Raw genomic sequence first — 16,611 nt, 5'->3', positions numbered from 1 at the left:
CTGAGATGACCGAGACGACGGCCGGGCAGCGGTTCGGGCAGGGACCGCTCTCCCGCGCCTCCGCGCTGGTGTACCACCTGATGGTGGTCGAGCTCCTGTTCCTGGCCACCACCCTGCCCGGCCTGGCCGGGCTGGTCCTGCTCGCCCACGACGCCGCGAACATCCCGCTGGCCGCGGTGTGCCTGCTCCCGGCGGGTCCGGCGCTGTCCGCCGCGCTGTACGCGTTGCGCCATCGCCGCCTGGATCTGGCGGACCTGCGTCCCGCGGCGGCGTTCTGGCGCGGCTACGCCATGAACGTCCGCGGCGTGGCGAAGATCTGGGTGCCGTCGCTGGCGTGGCTGACCGTCGTCGGGATCAACCTGGCGCACCTCGGCGCCGGCGGCGTCCCGGGCTGGTGGGCGATGCTCCTGGTCGTCGTCGGGGCGCTGGCGGTTCTCTGGACCGCCAACGCCCTGGTCATCACCTCGCTCTTCGAGTTCAGGGGCCGGGACGTCGCCCGCCTGGCGGCGTACTTCCTGCTCCGCACCCCCCGGGTGGCGCTGGTCAACGCCTGCCTGCTGGTCGTGGCGGCCGGCGTCACGCTGGTCGCCACGGAGGCGGCGCTGGCGCTGCTGGCCTCGGTGTTCGCCTCCCTGCTCCTGCTCAACAGCCGCCCGTTGATCGCCGAGGTGCGAGACACGTTCATCGCGTGACGTCGTCAGAAGGAGTGCCCCGTGACCGTCTCCGATCTCCCCTCTCCTCTCGATCCGGCCGGCGTCCACGCGGCGTGGCTGCCGCCGGAGGCGTTGCGGGCGATCGGCTCGCGCCGCACACTGGTGCACGGCGACGGCCTTCTCGTCGAGACCGTGCACGACGAGGTGGCCCGGGCCTGCGCCCGCTACGGAGGAAGCGTCCTGCATCGCGCACCCGGCGGCGGCTGCACCGGACGACCGGGCGGGCGGCCCGGTGCGCGCGCCGTCGGGCGTGAGGGCGAGCCGTACGACCTCGTGCTCGCGCTCACGACGGCCGATCCCCTGCCAGCCGTCGCGGAGGCGGTCCGCGCCGGGTTCGGACGGAACCGCGGAACAGGCGATCACGCCGCCGGCGCCGAGGGCTACGTGATCGACCGGCACGACGACATCACGGTGGTGATCGCCGACGACCCGGCCGGCCTGCTCTACGGTCTGTTCCACCTCGTCCGGCTCGGCGGGCGGGCGTTCGGCGGCACGCGGCGCGCTGAGCATCACCGGCCGGCGACGCCCCGCCGCATCCTCGATCACTGGGACAACGTCGACGTCCATCCGGTGATGGGCCAGGTCGAGCGCGGCTACGCCGGCGGCTCGATCTTCTGGCTCGACGGCGCCCTGCGCGACGACCTGTCCCGGGTCAGGGCCTATGGGCGGCTGCTCGCCGCCTGCGGGGTGAACGCGATCACGGTGAACAACGTGAACGTGCACGCCGGGGAGGCCCGCCTGCTGACGGACCGGCTCGGCGAGGTGGCCGCGATCGCCGGCGAGCTGCGGCCGTACGGCATCCAGGTGCACCTGTCGGTCGGTTTCGCCTCGCCGGTCACCCTCGGCGGGCTGCCGACGGCCGACCCGCTCGACGACGACGTGCGCAAATGGTGGGCCGCCGCCACGGAGCGGGTGTACGAGGCGCTGCCCGACTTCGGCGGCTACCTGGTCAAGGCCGACTCCGAGGGGCAGCCGGGCCCGTTCGCGTACGGACGCACGCACGCCGACGGCGCGAACGTGCTGGCCGAGGCGCTGGCGCCGTTCGGCGGGATCGTCCGCTGGCGCGCCTTCGTGTACAACCACCGGCAGGACTGGCGCGACCGGTCGACGGACCGGGCGCGGGCGGCCTGTGACCATTTCGCCCCGCTCGACGGGCTGTTCCGCGACAACGTGATCCTGCAGGTGAAGCACGGGCCGATCGACTTCCAGACGCGGGAGCCGGTCTCGCCGGTGATCGCGGCCATGCCGTCGACCCGCGTCGCGGTGGAGCTCCAGGTGACGCAGGAGTACACCGGCCAGCAGCGGCACGTCTGCTATCTCGCCCCCATGTGGAGTGAGGTGCTGGGCTTCCGGCCGTGGGGGCCCGGCGGCCGGGCCGTGGCCGACGTCGCCGCCGGCAACACCGCCAGCGACACCGAGGACGGTGCCGCCGGCGGCGGACTGGTCGGCGTCTCCAACGTCGGCGCGGACCGCTACTGGACCGGTCATCCCCTCGCGCAGGCCAACCTCTACGCCTTCGGCCGGCTCGCCTGGTCGCCGGATCTGGAGCCCGCCGCGATCCTCGACGAATGGATCGATCTCACGTTCGCGCCGGTGACGGACGGCGATCCCGAACGCCTGCGGGACGCCCTGCACGCGATCATGGATGACTCCTGGCGCACCTACGAGTCGTACACCGCGCCGCTCGGCGTCGGATTCATGGTCCGGCCCGGCCATCACTACGGCCCCGATGTGGACGGCTACGAGTACACGCCGTGGGGCACCTATCACTTCGCCGACCGCGACGGCGTCGGCGTGGACCGCACCCGTGCCACCGGCACCGGGTTCACCGGTCAGTATCCGCGGCCCTGGTCAGAGGTGTACGAGTCGGTCGAGCGATGCCCCGACGAGCTGCTGCTGTTCTTCCATCACGTCCCGTACGGGCACGTGCTGCGAAGCGGGTCGACCGTGATCCAGCACATCTACGACTCTCACTTCGCGGGGGTCGAGCGGGTGGCGGAGGCTCGGCGCCGATGGGACGGGCTCATCGGCGCCGGGGTGGTGGTAGCCCCCGCCCTGCATACTCGCGTCAGGGAACTTCTCGACGAGCAGCTCCGCTCCGCGGAAGAGTGGCGCGATCAGATCAACGCCTATTTCTTCCGCAAGTCCGGGGTGCCCGACGCGCACGGCCGTCGCATACCGTGACGACCGTGCCGCCGGTCGGTCAGCGGCGCAGGTCCAGCCGGTTGCGGCGGGCGAGGAACACCAGGGCCACCAGGGCGAGCGCCGCCACGAGGGCGATGACGGCCACCTTGACCAGCATGCCGAGCACGGAGCCGTCGTCCGTCGCGGTGGTGGCGGTCACCGCGGGCGCCCCCGGCAGCACGTTCGCCGCCTGCGGGGCCGGTGCGGCGATGTCACGGGCCGACACCTCCGTCGTCGCCTTGGCCTTGGCCGGCTCGGTCGCGGTCACCGTGACCTTCCAGTCGCCGGCCGGCAGCGGCTGCTCGGAGTGGTAGAGGTTCTGGCCCTCGGGCGCCGACTTGAGCTGGACCGGGCCGAAGGTACGGCCGTCGGAGGAGGTCGCGGTCAGCGTCGCGGCGACGATGTCCGTGACGGGGTGATGGTCCTTCTTCCAGGTGACGAGCACGTTGACGTCGTGGCCGCCGTCCCCCGTCACCTGCAGTTCGATCGCCCCGCCGTGGGCGGAGGCCGCCGGTGCGCCGAGCACCAGGACCAGCCCGGCCAGCAGGGCGGTAAGCGCGTACGACAGTGCCCTCATCGGCGCCTTCGCCGGCGCTTTCTTCAGTATCTTCACGATTCGTGATTCCCCTCGGGTTCGTCGTCGGGTGTGAGCACCCCGTCGCCGGACGCCGGCAGGAACACGTGCTGGTGTCCGTAGCCCGCGTCGATGTTCACGGCGTCGAGGGCGGTGGCTCCGATCGACCAGGTGAATACCGCGTCGGCGCGTTGCCGTACGGCGAGTTCCGTCACGGCCGTGCGGGTCGGTCCGGTGAGGTCCCGCGAGGTCGCGTACGTGTCGACGGTCGTGGCTATCTGTTGCACTGCGGAGGCGAGACCCGACCGCGCCACGTTGGTCGCGGTCTCGCCCGACGGCGGGTCGGCGAAGGCCTGGACGGCCGCGTCCGCGGCCTTGCGCCAGGCTTCGACATCGGCGGGTGTCACCACGGCCGGTCCCGCGACGCCGTCGGCGGGCATGGCCCGGTCGAGGCCCTGCAGCACCGGAACGAGCCGGTCGCGGGTGTCCCGGGCCAGCTGGGTGAGCTCCTTGATCTGTGTCTTGTCCCGGAGCGCCTCCTCGGCCCGGATCCGGTCGACCGCCCGCTCGGTCGAGCTCGGCATGGTCACCAGGAAGACCAGGCCGCCGGCGATGAGCGCGCCGAGCACGAACGCGGAGACGAAGCCGAACATCCGCTTCCGGGTCGGCCGCGGGGCCGGCATCGGGTGCCTGGGTCGATTGATGATCGCCACCTCCCGGGGCGTGGGTGATCGGGGTGGAGCGGGCGCGCCGCGGTGCTCAGGCGCCGAGCGGCGTACCCGGCCTGTTCAGGACGACCGGCGTCGCCACGCGCCTGCGGCGCCGGGAGCCGGTCACCCGGAGGGCGACGACGACGAGAACGAGGAGGACGAGGACGGCGAGCTGCGGCCACGGCACCGCCACGACCGTGGTGGCGATCGCCACCCGTTCGGCGGTGATGCCCGGGAGCGGCCGCCCCGCGGGCGAGGGGATCGACACGAGTTTCGTGGTGATCGACCCCATCGGCCAGACGCCGGTCACCCGTGCGGTGAATGTGCGGCTGCTCCCGGGCATGATCTCCCTGGCCTTCGCCTCCGACGTGTCGCTCCAGCCGCTCTCACCGGCGAACGACGACGTCAGGAGCCGGGCGTCCGGGGCCAGCCGGACGTTGCCGACGTTGGCCACGGTGTAGGTGACGTCGACGGATCCGGCGGCGAACGGGTTCCACGATCCCCGGTAGTCGGCCCGCATGGCGGTCACCTGGACCTTGGCGGTATAGACGCCGCTCACCCGGATGTTCAGCCGGACGCCCACCCGGTTCTGCACCCGCACCTGGCCGGAGACCGTGTCGATCGACGCGGTGACGCCCGCGGGGTGATCCCCCGGAGTCGCGTTCTTGGGTATCGAGATCTGGACCGGCACGATGGCGGTGGCCCCGCCGGCGATGGTCACCTTGTCGGGGATGCCGACCCACGAGCCGCCGTCGACCGGCTTGGCGTCCGACGGCCGCATGTCGAAGTATCCCTTGGCGGTGAGATAGCCGTCGTTCGCGTCGATCGCGAAATCGACCGGCTGGGCGGAGCGGTTGACGACCGCGACATGCTCGGTCACCTGCTGCCCGGCGGCGAGTTCGACGTCGATGACGGAACGGCCGTCGGGGCCGTTGGCGTCGGCCGGCACGACCGACCAGGTGGTGTCGGCGTTGGACGGGGTGGCGAACACTACCAGGGCCACCAAGACGGTCGCGCCGACAGCGTGCAGGACGGCGAGGAGGGCGATGGCGCCCCGCGAACGGCTCTTGTCCAACAGAGGTGTCTCCTGTCTCATCGTGAACGTCCGGGACGTGCGCCAGACTCGCACACGTCCCGGACGTCCACAGCGGGCGGTGGCGGACCGCCTCCCGCTCAGGACTGATTGAACAGCGAAAGCGTCAGGGTCGAGTGGTACTCGCCGGCCGCGACGTCGACGGGGGTCCGCAGCGCGAGGTCGGCGTTGACCTTCCAGGTGCCGATCTCGTCGGCGGAGTTCGCCGTCGAGACGAGCAGCTCCTGGCCCTTCAGACCGACGGTGGGGGCCCCGCTGCCGTCGGAGACGACGCTGGAGACGGGCTCACCGGCCGACACCGCGCCGGTGGTGGAGTCGGTCAGCAGGCGCGGGATCCAGCCCAGGTACTCCGGGCCGATGGGGGCCGCCGAGCCGCTGGTCGCGGTGAACTGGCTGGCCTGGCCGACGACCGCCCAGTAGTCGCCCGCGGGGATGTCCTCGGGCTTGCGGGTGTCGCTCACCGTGACCGTCGGCAGGGTGCCGACGAACTGACGGGCGGCGGCGTCGGACCCGTTCTCCTGCAGGGAGACGCCGGTGTTGTCGGCCACGGTCATCGACACCTGACCAGGAGTCGTGATCGGCTCGATCTTCACCGACACGTCGATGCCGCTGCCGGACGGCGCGTCGTCCGCCAGCGCGGGGGCGGCCACGCCGGCGAGGGCGAGACCGAGCACCGACGCGGCGAGTATCTGCGTGGTTCTCTTGGTTTTCATGTGTTCACTCCATTTGTGGGGGCCGGGACCGGCCGGCCGGCGGCCGGCCGGTCCCGGTTTGTCACCGCGGTGTCCCCAGCGCGTAAGCCCTGGTCACCGCAGGTACGGTCAGCCGCAGCTGATCGCGGTGTAGGCGGCGTCGAACGACGAGGTGACCTGCTTCCCGCCGATCGTCGCGGTGCCCGTGACGGTCGCCGTGCCGGCGGCCAGCTGCCCGGTCCGCGAGTTGAACGACTGGTACGCCTGCTTGCCCGGGGCCACATCGGCCACGGTCTTGGAGCCGTACGGAGTCGTCAGCGTCACGGTCACCGGCACGTCCGAGCCGTTGACGGCCGTCACCGCGACGTACGCCGACCCGCCCACACAGCGGGACGAGGCGGTGACGTTCAGGGTGACGCCCGGGGTCGAGGTGGAGATCGTCAGCGTGAGCGTCTTGATCTCCTCAACGTTCCCGGCCTTGTCGGTCGAGCGGTAGCGCAGCTGGTGCTGACCGTCGCCGGTGACGGAGACCGGCTGGCCGTAGGCCGCCCAGTCGCCGTTGTCCAGCGAGTACTCGGTCTTGGCCACGCCGCTGCCGCCGTTCTCGTCGGCCGCCGTCAGCGTGACGGAGACCGGACCGGTGAAGGTGCCGTTCTCCGGCTGCGCCGGGTCGGTCGTCGCGGTCGTCACCGGCGCGGTCTTGTCCGGAGCCGCCGTGCCCGACAGGTGGAAGTAGTCGAACTTGGCGGTCTTGACGGCCTTCTGGGCGGTGCCGATGGTGTACACGCCGATCTTCGACGCGTTCGCCACCGCGCTGTTCTTCACCACGGCCACCGTGCCGCTCGTGGCGAGGTCCGTCCAGGTGGTGCCGTCGGACGAGTAGGAGCCGGTGAAGCTGTCACCCGCCTTCTTGAGACGCAGCCACCACACGCCGGTGGTGAGGTTGTTCACCTGCGGCTGCGGGTTCTGCACGGTTCCGCCGACCTCGCTGCGGAGCTCGATCGTCCGCGCCACCGTGGAGCCGGAGGCGTTGGTGGTGAGGAAGTCGAACTTCACGTAATTGTCGTCGTCGCCGTACACCATGAGACCGGCCTGCTGGTACTGCTCGGCGAGCGCCGAGGCGTCGACCTTGGTCTCCAGCGTCCAGTCACCGCTGGGCGCCTTCTGCAGGATGAAGTTCTTCGGGCCCGAGTTGGTGGTCCCGTAGATGTCACCCGTGGTGGTGTCGAGCTCCAGGTTGCCGTTGCTCACCCGCGCCGCCGTGGCGTCGGGGCGGACCACCGAGTCCCAGCGGCAGGTGTCGAGGGCGGTGCCGTCGAACTCGTCGTTGGGGGACGGGCCGGTGGCCTTGTCGTCCGGCGTGATCTGGAACCAGTCGAACGACGCGTCCACCACCGGGTGGTTGGCGCCGGCCAGGGAGATCATGCCGATCTGCGGGTTGGTGATCCCGGCGAGCGGCTTGGTCTCGGGCATGGCGGTGAAGGTGGTGCCGTCCGACGAGTAGTAGGCGGTGATGTTCGTCCCGTCACTGATGAACCGGACGTACACCGTGTCGGGGTACGCGTCCCCGAGCGCCGCCGTGTTGCTCGCGGTCACCTCGTTCGGTGCGGCGTTGTCCTCCCGGATGAACTGGAAGATGCGGTTGGCGTGGTCGTTCGTGCCCCGCGCCTCCAGCACCATCTTCGCGTAGTTCTCGTCGTCGCCGTAGATGACGAGACCCGCCTGCTGGTAAGCGTCACGCGCGTTCATCGTGAGCTTGGCGGTGGCGGTCCAGGCACCCGACGGCGCCGGCTGCACGACGATGTTCGGCGTGTTGCCGCCCGTGCTGTAGATGTCGGTGGTCGACGTCGGGATGGTGAGGCTGCCGTCCGCGACCTTCAGGTCCTGGTTCTCCCGGATCACCGACCAGCGGCCGCGGTCGAGCTGCGTGCCGAGGAAGTCGTCGGAACGACCCGAGAAGCACATCGTGGTCGGCGCGTCCACCTTGATCGGCACCTTCACCGTGGTCGCCGCACCCTTGGCGTCGGTCACGATGACCGAAGCGGTGTACGTGCCCGGAGCGGTGTAGGTGTAGCTCGCGGTGGAGGTCGTCGGCTGGTCGGCCCCGTTGACGCCGAACGCCCACTTGTAGGTGAGCGGCGTGTCGCCGTCGGGGTCGGTGGCCGTCGCCGTGAAGTCGACCTTGAGCGGAGCGGTGCCCTTCGTCGGGTTCGCCGAGACGCTCACCGTCGGGCGCTGGTTCTCCGTGACGCCCTTGCCGATGAAGTCGACCCAGTTGACGTTGATCAGGAAGGCGTCGTTCGCCGCACCCGACGGCTTGCGCACGACGAAGTACAGCGGGCCGCTGTTACCGGACGGGTTGGTCAGGTTCATCGTCACGTCGGTGAACGTCTGCCAGCCGCCGGTGTTCGGCACGGTGGCCGTGCCGATCACCGTTCCGGTCTCCGGGTTGCCCTCACGGACCTCCACGGTGCCACCGGTGGTGTTCGACGCCGCCCGCAGCCGGATCGCGGTGATGTTCCCCAGGTTCACCGGGGAGAACGACCACCAGTCACCGTCCTCGATGCTGCCGATGTCCTTCGAGCCGCCCAGCGTGTCGGTCGTGTCCTCCACGGTGACACCCGGGGTGTCGGTGCCCGTGCCGCCCGCGACCCGGCCGGTCTCCGTGAAGTGCTCGGCCTGCTTGTGCTTGGGCTGCAGGATCACCTGGCCGCGTCCGGTGAGGGACTTGGCCGCGCCGCCCGAGCCGCCGTGGTCGGCGTAGGTGGCCTCGATCACGTAGAACAGGTTGTCGTCGGTGCCGTGACCGCTGTCGGTGAGCGTCTGCAGCGTGCCCTCACACCCGGTGGTCTGGTCGAGCGGGTGGGCGTGGCTGTCATGCCCCAGCAGCGCCTGGATCTGCACCTGGCTGCAGTCGACCGTGCCGTCCTCGGGGTCGGTCACGGCGACCTTGAACTTGACCTGGTCGCCGAACTCGAAGAACCCTCCGGCCGGCGGCGGAAGCAGGGTGACCGTCGGCTTGGTGTTGCCCGCGACGATCGTAACGCTGGACTTGGCGGTCACATGGTCAGGGTTGGTGATCGTCAGGACCGCGTCGAACTCGCCGGCCTTGGTGTAGGTGAACGACGGGTTGGCGTCGGTCGAGTCGACCGTGCCGTCGCCGTCGAGGTCCCACGCGTAGGTGAGGGGCTTGTTGTCCGGGTCCCGGCTGCCCTCGCTGGAGAACTGCACGGTCAGCGGCAGAGGGCCGTCGGTCTTGTCCGCGGTCACGTGGGCGACCGGGGGCTTGACACCCTTGGTGTAGTCGATGCGGTAGACACCCGAGTCGGTGTTGTCGCCGCCGAAGCCGGAGCCCCACTCGATCATGTACAGCGCGCCGTCAGGACCGAACTTCATGTCCATGGGCTTCTTGAAGCTCAGGGTCTTCAGGATCTGGTTGATCTTGACGACCTTGGAGCCGTCCTCGTTGAGCTGGAACGAGAACATCTGGTTGTTGTTCCACTCACCGAAGATGGCCTTGCCGTCCCAGTAGGCCGGCCACTTGTTGGCCGACTGCAGGTTGGCGTCGTACCGGTAGACCGGGCCGGCCATCGGGGCGCCGCCGTGCAGCTCGGGGAAGTTCTGCGCGTCGGTGTTGTAGTGGTAGAAGATGGTCGCCGGGATGACCGGCGGCAGGTTGGTCAGACCAGTGTTGTTGGGCGAGTCGTTGACCGGGGCGTCGCAGTTGAACGCGGAGCCCGAGGTCTTGGTCGCGAAGTTGTAGTCGATGTACGGCTTGTTGTTGCCGATGCAGTACGGCCAGCCGTAGTTACCCGGCTTCGTGATGAGGTTCCACTCGACCGTGTTCTCCGGACCGCGTGTGGCGCTGGCCGAGTTGGCGTCGGGGCCGTACTCGGAGAGCATGGGCCGGCTCGTCTTGGGGTCGAGACCCATCCGGAACGGGTTACGGAAGCCCATGCCGTAGATCTCCGGCTTGGTCTTGGCCGTGCCCGGCGCGAACAGGTTGCCCGACGGGATGGTGTAGGTGCCGTCCGCCTCGGGGTGAACGCGGAGCAGCTTGCCGCTCAGGCTGTTGGTGTTGCCCGCGCTGCGCTGCGAGTCCCACGAGGACCGGCCCGACTGCTCGTCGATCGGCGCGTAGCCGTCCGACGCGAACGGGTTGGTGTTGTCACCCGCGGAGAGCCACAGGTCACCGGTCTTCGGGTCCATGATCATGCCGCCACCGTGGTGGCAGCACTCGGCCCGCTGCACCGGCACGTCGAGGAGCTTCTTCTCGCTCGTCAGGTCGAGCGTGTCACCGGTGACCGTGAACCGGCTCAGCCGGTCGACGCTGTCAGCCGACGGCGAGTAGTAGAGATACAGCCAGTGGTTGGTGTCGAAGCCGGGGTCCAGCGCCATGCCGAGCAGACCGCTCTCGTTGGCGGTGAAGACGTTCATGTGAGCGGCCGTGACGGTGCCACCGGTGGGCTTGATGACCTTGACGTCGCCGAGCCGGTCGATGTAGAAGACCCGACCGTCCTTCGCGATGTCCAGCATCATCGGGTTCGACGTGTTGTCGTCGAGCGTGACCTTGGCGTAGCTGTCGCTCTGCGACGCCGAGCAGTCCGCCTTCACCGCGCCCGCGGCGGTCTTGATGCCGCCGAGGAGGAGGTGCAGGAAGTTCGCCTCGACGTAGCTCTCCTTGGTGTGGCCGAGGCCGGTGTACCAGGAGCGGCCGCCGTCGTAGTCCTGACACCACGTCGTCGGGTGGTCGATGCCCATGGTGGCGCCGGTGTAGGACTTCTCGTCCAGCGACGCCAGCACGTGCACGGTCCCGCGCGGGTTGGACTGGAAGTCGTACCACTCGTCGGTACGGGTCCAGGAGGTCGGCAGGCCCTCGGTGGAGGGGTGCGCCGGGTCCTCGACCTTGACGGTGGCCTGCTGGATCGCGGGGTGCTGCTTGAAGTACGCGCCGACCAGCTTGCCGTACCACGCCCAGTTGTAACCGCTGTCCGCGGCGGCGTGGACGCCGACGTAACCGCCGCCGGCCTCGATGTAGCGCTGGAACGCGTCCTTCTGGTCCTGCGTGCTCAGCGGGTCGCCGGTCGTGGACATGAAGATGACCGCCTGGTACTGAGCCAGGTTCTGGTCGGTGAACAGCGCGCTGTCCTCGGTCGTGTCGACCGCGAAGTTGTTCTCCTGGCCGAGCTTCTGCACGGCGGCGATTCCGTCAGGGATCGCGTCGTGCCGGAAACCGGTGGTCTTGGAGAAGACGAGCACCTTGAAGTCAGGTGTCGCGGCAGCGGCCGCGTTGGCCGCCGTCGGAAGGAGCGACAGAACGGGAGCGACGAGGGCGATGGCCATCGCCGCCGCTGTCACACGTGGAGTTCGAAGCCTTTTGGCCGGCAGGGCCGCGGTGAGCAGCCTGGCCCACGTTCGCAAACGTGGTGACATGGAAAACCCTTTCCTGACCGGGGGGACGTCAGGCAAGGCGCGCGCCGCCGCGCTTGTTGCCACTTACTTGTGATCGGAACTGCGGTGGCTGGAGGATGCCGCCTCCAGGCTTGTGGGGGCCGTCAGTGAACCGGCGGCCGTGGTATCGAATCCATGATCGTCGTAGGGTCGTCGATGAGCTGGTTGACCACCATGCTCGCGGCGCCGCGTGAGGCGGCGCCGAAGCCGAGGTTGGAGGCCGTGAACCGGCACTGGGCGGCGGCGCCGGCCACCACCAGGCGTTCCAGCTCCTCTTGGGCGTGGGGAAGGAGCCATTCGGCCAGCGTGGCGAAGTAACCGCCGACCACGATCACCCTCGTGTTGAAGAGGTTGACCACGATCGAGCCGCCGAGCCCGAGCCAGCGCCCCACTTGGGCGACGGCGTACATCATGTGGCGGTCGCCCTCGACCAGCCCTCTGGAGATCTCCTTCGCTCGTTCCTCGGGGTCGGAGACCGGCAGCCCGGCAGGCGTGTACGCCTGCTGTGGCATGGCCGTGCGCACCAGTGCCGCGAGTCCCACCTTGGTCTCCCAGCAACCGCGCCGGCCGCAGCCACAGCGGGCGCCGGCCGGATCGACCGGCAGATGGCCGACCTCACCGGAGAACCCGTCCGCACCGCGCAGCAGCCTGCCGTCGACGATGATTCCGCCGCCCACGCCCACCTCGCCGGTGAGGTAGACCAGATGCGGCGTGCCGGCCGCGACACCGGAGGTGTACTCGGCGACCGCCGCGAGGTTGGCGTCGTTGTCGACCATCACCGGCACGTTCGGCGAACCGAGCGTAGCGGAGAGCCGGGCCGCCAGCGGCAGGTTGTGCCAGTTCAGGTTGGGCGCGAACGTCACGACGCCGCGCGCCACGTCGACCAGTGCCGGGACAGCGACACCGATGCCGGCCGGGTCGGCTCCCGCCGACCGCATCGTCTCGATGGCCTCCCGGGCCACCGTGCCGAGCCGGTGCAGCGAACGGTCGGGTCCGCTGCCCATCGTGTCGAAGCCGATCCGGCGCTCGACCAGGATCCGGCCGCTGAGGTCGGACCCGTGCACCGAGATGTAGTCGACGTTGATCTCCAGTCCCAGGGCGCCGACGTGCGCGCCGTGCAGCGCCACGGGCCGGCGAGGCCGGCCCACCGCGCCGACGTGCTCGACGCCGACCTCCCTGACCAGCTGGCGGTCGAGGAGCTCGGCCACCAGATTCGACACCGTGGCCCGGTGCAGGCCGGTCGCCTCGGCGATGTCGGCCCTGGACCGTGACACGTGGTCGCGCAGGTGGCGGAGCACCAGCGAGAGGTTCGCCCGCCGCAGGGCGGCCGAACTCGTCGGTGTGACGGTGCCCCCGGCGGCGCGGCCCAGGTGCTGCCCTTGCTGCCCCACGCGGTCACCGCCCTTCGTTTATCTCTGTGATCAATTAATGGGGTTTGTAACATGCATGTGTGCCGGTATGCACTCCTTTGCCAGGTAACGAGTTGGCATCTCCAACGTTTCGGCAGGTCAGCCAAGTGCAGACCGGAGGTTACGGGAACGTTACACAGGCCAGCTCTTGCCAGTTCCGGCCATGTGTGTCTTTAATTCGGGCCGAGCCAGACGTTTGAACCAGTGGAGGGGCCGTGGATCGCTGCCGACGGCCGCACCGGCGACTCGACGAGTCGGCACCGGTCGGCGGGGACCCCGCGGACCGGACCTCGTCCGCCGTCCCGACCCCCTCCCGGCATCGCGCCACGTCAGCGGACGCGGCCGGCGCCCCAGATGGGCCGTCGCCATCCTGACCGGCCCGAAAACGACCACCATCGCGATCCACCACTCGTAGAGACCCGGGCACGGAAGCGACCGCCCGTTCGGACCCCTGCCACCCGAACGCCGGCCGGCGCTTCCCGCGCCCAACCGAACGTCCCGTTCGCCGACCGTGAGTCAGAGCTATGCCGGCACCGTCCCCGCCGACTTCGGTGCCGTCGTAGTGGTGCCGTCTGGCCCGGTCGGCGGGCGGGACCCCCACCCGCCCCGGCTCTCACCCGGGTGGGGATCCAGCTCTACGGGCACACTTGACACCATCAGACATCCCATGTCTAGAGGGCAGCCCGGGCCCGGCCTGGGAAAGTCCTCGCTGGCGCCGCTGTCCCGTTCATCCGAACAAACCGGGACATATGCAGCAATTCGATTACGGACCTAGACAGCGTCGTTTGGGGTCGCCTACAAAGACATCCCATGTCCATGCAGTGAAGGCTCCGTCACCTTCGCGACACGCCAAGGAGGTCCGCTCCGTGCGCGTCCCCCCACCGGGCCGGTCGGTCCGGCTACAGGCGCGCGCCTCCCTCGGACGGCGGCGGCACGCATGGGCTCCGGCTGCGATCACACGTACGAAAGGAGCAGCCATGACCAGACGACGGCTCGCCCTCGGAACGTTCCTCGTCCTGTCGGCCGGCCTCGCCACCGGATGCGCCGGAGGCGGGGACGGTGCGGGGGACACCGCGGCGGACGGCGGCGGTGCGGCGGCCAAGCCGCTCATCGGGGTGGACTATCCGCGTTCGGACACGGACTTTTGGAACTCTTACATCAGTTACGTGCCGAAGTTCGCCGATGAGCAGCAGTCGGAGCTGAAGACGACGAACTCGCAGAACGACATCGCGAAGCTCACGGCGAATGTGCAGAGCCTGATGAGTCAGGGTGTCAAGGGTGTGGTGATGGCGCCGCAGGACACGGCGGCGGTGGCGCCGACGCTGCAGCAGCTGGAGGCGAAGAAGATTCCGGCGGTGCTGGTGGACACGCGTCCGGACACGGGGAACGCGTTCATGGTGGTGCGGGCCGACAACCGGGCTTATGGGGAGAAGGCGTGCAAGTTCCTCGGGGAGAAGCTGTCGGGTAAGGGCAAGGTCGTGATGCTGGAGGGTGATCTGGCGTCGATCAACGGCCGGGATCGTACCGAGGCGTTCAACGAGTGCATGAAGGCGAATTATCCCGGGATCACGGTGTTCGGGGAGGCGACGAACTGGGATGGTGCGCTGGCGTCGCAGAAGTTGCAGACGCGGCTGACGGCCAATCCGGATATCAAGGGCGTCTACATGGAGTCGAGTTTCGCGCTGGCGGGGACGTTGCAGTTGCTCAAGCAGCGTGATCTGCTGGTTCCGCCGGATGATCCCAAGCATGTGTTCGTGATCTCCAACGACGGTATTCCGGAGGAGTTGAAGGACATCGCGGCGGGGAACATCGACGCGACGGTGTCTCAGCCGGCGGATCTGTACGCGAAGTACGCGTTGATGTACGCGAAGGCGGCGATCGAGGGCAAGACGTTCCAGCCGGGTGCGACTGATCATGACAGCACGATCATCCAGGTGCGGCCGGGTCTGCTGGAGGACCAGTTGTCCGCGCCGCTGGTCACGGCGGACGGCGGCACGTACGGAGGCGTCCCCAGCGTGAAGCACGACGACAAGTCGTTGTGGGGCAACAACCTTGGCTGAGCGGCAGGCCACACCGCTCGTCGAGGCGGTGGGCGTCACGAAGAGGTACGGCGAGACCGTGGCGCTGGACGGCGCCGGGATCCGGATCACGCCGGGTGAGACCCACGCCCTCGTGGGCAGGAACGGGGCCGGCAAGTCCACGCTGGTGTCGATCCTGACCGGCCTGCAGGCGCCCGACGAGGGCCGGGTGCGGTTCGGCGGCGAGCCCGCGCCTCGGCTGTCCGACCGGGACGCGTGGCGGGAGCGGGTCGCCTGCGTCTACCAGAAGTCCACGATCATTCCCGAGCTGACCGTGGCGGAGAACCTGTACCTGAACCGCCACGACCGCAACCGGCTCGGGCTGGTCGGCTGGAAGAGCCTGCGGAGCAAGGCGGCCGAACTGCTCGCGACCTGGTCGGTGGACGTCGACGTGCGCGTCCCCGCCGGAGAGCTCGACGTGGAGCGGCGGCAGTTCGTCGAGATCGCCCGCGCGCTGTCGTTCGGCGCCCGGTTCATCATCCTGGACGAGCCCACCGCGCAGCTCGACGCCGCCGCGATCAACCGGCTCTTCGACCGGATCCGCGCCCTGCAGGAGCAGGGCGTGACGTTCCTGTTCATCAGCCACCACCTCCAGGAGATCTACGAGATCTGCGACACCGTCACCGTGTTCCGCGACGCCCGGCACATCCTGACCACCTCGGTCGCCGGCCTTCAGCACGCGGACCTCGTGGCGGCCATGACGGGTGAGGCGACGGGGCTGGCCGAGGAGCGATCCCGGGCGGCCGTGCCCGGCGGCGCCGAGGTCGTGCTCGGCGTGCGCGGACTGACGCGCGGCGACGCCTACCGAGAGGTGGACTTCGAGGTCCGCGCGGGCGAGATCGTCGGCCTCGCGGGCGCCGCCGGCAGCGGCAGGACCGAGCTGGCCGAGACCGTCGTGGGGCTGCGCGCCCCGCAGGCGGGAACCGTCGAGGTCGCCGGTCGCCGGCCGCGTCCCGGCAGTGTGCCGGGCTCGCTCGCCGCCGGAGTGGGGTTCGTGCCCCGCGACCGGCACCACCAGGGGCTGGTGCCGTTGATGTCGATCGCCGACAACGCCACCATGACGATCCCGGAACGGCTCGGCTCGGCGGGTTTCGTGAGTGGGCGGCGCAGGGACGTGCTGGCCCGCGAGATGATCGAGAACCTGGCGATCAAGACCCCCGGTCCCGAACTGCCCGTCTCCGGGCTGTCCGGGGGCAACCAGCAGAAGGTCGTGATGGCGCGTGCTCTGGCCAACGACCCGAAGCTGCTGGTGTTGATCACCCCCACCGCCGGGGTCGACGTCCGGTCCAAGGAGTTCCTGCTCGGCAAGGTCGAGGAGACCGCCGAGCAGGGCACCGGAGTGCTGATCGCCTCGGACGAACTCGACGATCTGCGGCTGTGTGACCGGGTGCTGGTGCTCTTCCAGGGCCGCGTCGTCGCGGAACTGGCCGCCGGCTGGCACGACCACGAGATGGTGGCCGCCATGGAAGGAGTCCACCTCGATGCCTGAGACGTCCGCGTCCCCCCAGCGGCCCGCGTCCCCGGACGTCGCCCCTGAGGCGGCAGGGACGGCGCGCGGGAGCTCCCGCGTCCGGCTCGCGCGGTTGCGGGACTTCGCGCTGATCCCCGCGGTCATCGTGATCGCGATCGTCGGTCAGATCGTCAACCCGATCTTCCTGCAGGGCGACAACCTGATCAACATCCTGCAGACCATGTCCGAGGTCTCCC

At 69.6% G+C, this 16,611-nt stretch carries 11 protein-coding genes; 5 read left to right on the top strand and 6 right to left on the bottom strand.

Features of this window, described 5'->3' with window-relative positions:
• The first annotated feature begins 5 nt into the window (after positions 1-5).
• Positions 6-692: a YesL family protein gene (locus JOL79_RS32655; RefSeq protein ID WP_210159796.1), complete on the top strand. Its 687-nt coding sequence runs from the start codon at positions 6-8 to the stop codon at positions 690-692.
• Between the two features lie 21 nt (positions 693-713).
• Positions 714-2,897: an alpha-glucuronidase gene (locus JOL79_RS32650; RefSeq protein ID WP_210159795.1), complete on the top strand. Its 2,184-nt coding sequence runs from the start codon at positions 714-716 to the stop codon at positions 2,895-2,897.
• Between the two features lie 19 nt (positions 2,898-2,916).
• On the opposite strand, the gene JOL79_RS32645 is transcribed toward JOL79_RS32650, so the two are convergent.
• The 6 genes from JOL79_RS32645 to JOL79_RS32620 all read right to left on the bottom strand — a co-directional run bounded on the left by JOL79_RS32645 (position 2,917) and on the right by JOL79_RS32620 (position 12,808).
• Positions 2,917-3,510: a hypothetical protein gene (locus JOL79_RS32645; RefSeq protein WP_210159794.1), complete on the bottom strand. Its 594-nt coding sequence runs from the start codon at positions 3,508-3,510 to the stop codon at positions 2,917-2,919.
• Entirely contained in the window at positions 3,507-4,154 is a 648-nt protein-coding gene (locus JOL79_RS32640) for a hypothetical protein (RefSeq protein ID WP_210159793.1), read from the bottom strand. Before JOL79_RS32640 ends, JOL79_RS32645 begins: the two co-directional genes overlap by 4 nt.
• A 76-nt stretch (positions 4,155-4,230) precedes the next feature.
• The gene (locus JOL79_RS32635) at positions 4,231-5,256 is read right to left on the bottom strand and encodes a WxL protein peptidoglycan domain-containing protein (RefSeq protein ID WP_210159792.1); all 1,026 of its coding nucleotides are present in this window, start codon (positions 5,254-5,256) and stop codon (positions 4,231-4,233) included.
• 98 nt (positions 5,257-5,354) lie between these two features.
• A complete protein-coding gene (locus tag JOL79_RS32630; RefSeq protein ID WP_210159791.1) occupies positions 5,355-5,987 on the bottom strand; it encodes a hypothetical protein in 633 nt (210 codons plus the stop codon).
• 108 nt (positions 5,988-6,095) lie between these two features.
• Positions 6,096-11,309 (bottom strand): ThuA domain-containing protein, encoded by a 5,214-nt coding sequence (locus tag JOL79_RS32625; RefSeq protein WP_210159790.1) that lies wholly within the window; start codon positions 11,307-11,309, stop codon positions 6,096-6,098.
• 212 nt (positions 11,310-11,521) lie between these two features.
• A complete protein-coding gene (locus JOL79_RS32620; protein WP_210159789.1) occupies positions 11,522-12,808 on the bottom strand; it encodes an ROK family transcriptional regulator in 1,287 nt (428 codons plus the stop codon).
• A gap of 995 nt (positions 12,809-13,803) precedes the next feature.
• On the opposite strand from JOL79_RS32620, the gene JOL79_RS32615 reads away from it, so the two are divergent.
• The 3 genes from JOL79_RS32615 to JOL79_RS32605 form a co-directional block, all read left to right on the top strand.
• Entirely contained in the window at positions 13,804-14,886 is a 1,083-nt protein-coding gene (locus tag JOL79_RS32615; RefSeq protein WP_210159788.1) for a sugar ABC transporter substrate-binding protein, read from the top strand.
• Complete coding sequence (locus JOL79_RS32610; protein WP_210159787.1) at positions 14,879-16,393, top strand: sugar ABC transporter ATP-binding protein; 1,515 nt, start codon at positions 14,879-14,881, stop codon at positions 16,391-16,393. The genes JOL79_RS32615 and JOL79_RS32610 overlap by 8 nt, the downstream gene beginning before the upstream one ends.
• The coding region (locus tag JOL79_RS32605) for a hypothetical protein (RefSeq protein ID WP_372446825.1) at positions 16,386-16,611 on the top strand (226 nt) is incomplete at its 3' end. The genes JOL79_RS32610 and JOL79_RS32605, both read left to right, overlap by 8 nt.

The sequence above is a fragment of the Microbispora oryzae genome (genome assembly GCF_017896165.1).
In the GTDB taxonomy this organism is placed as follows: Bacteria; Actinomycetota; Actinomycetes; order Streptosporangiales; family Streptosporangiaceae; genus Microbispora; species Microbispora oryzae.
Note: the sequence above shows the minus strand (reverse complement) of the source record. Positions and strands in the feature narration are given on the sequence as shown.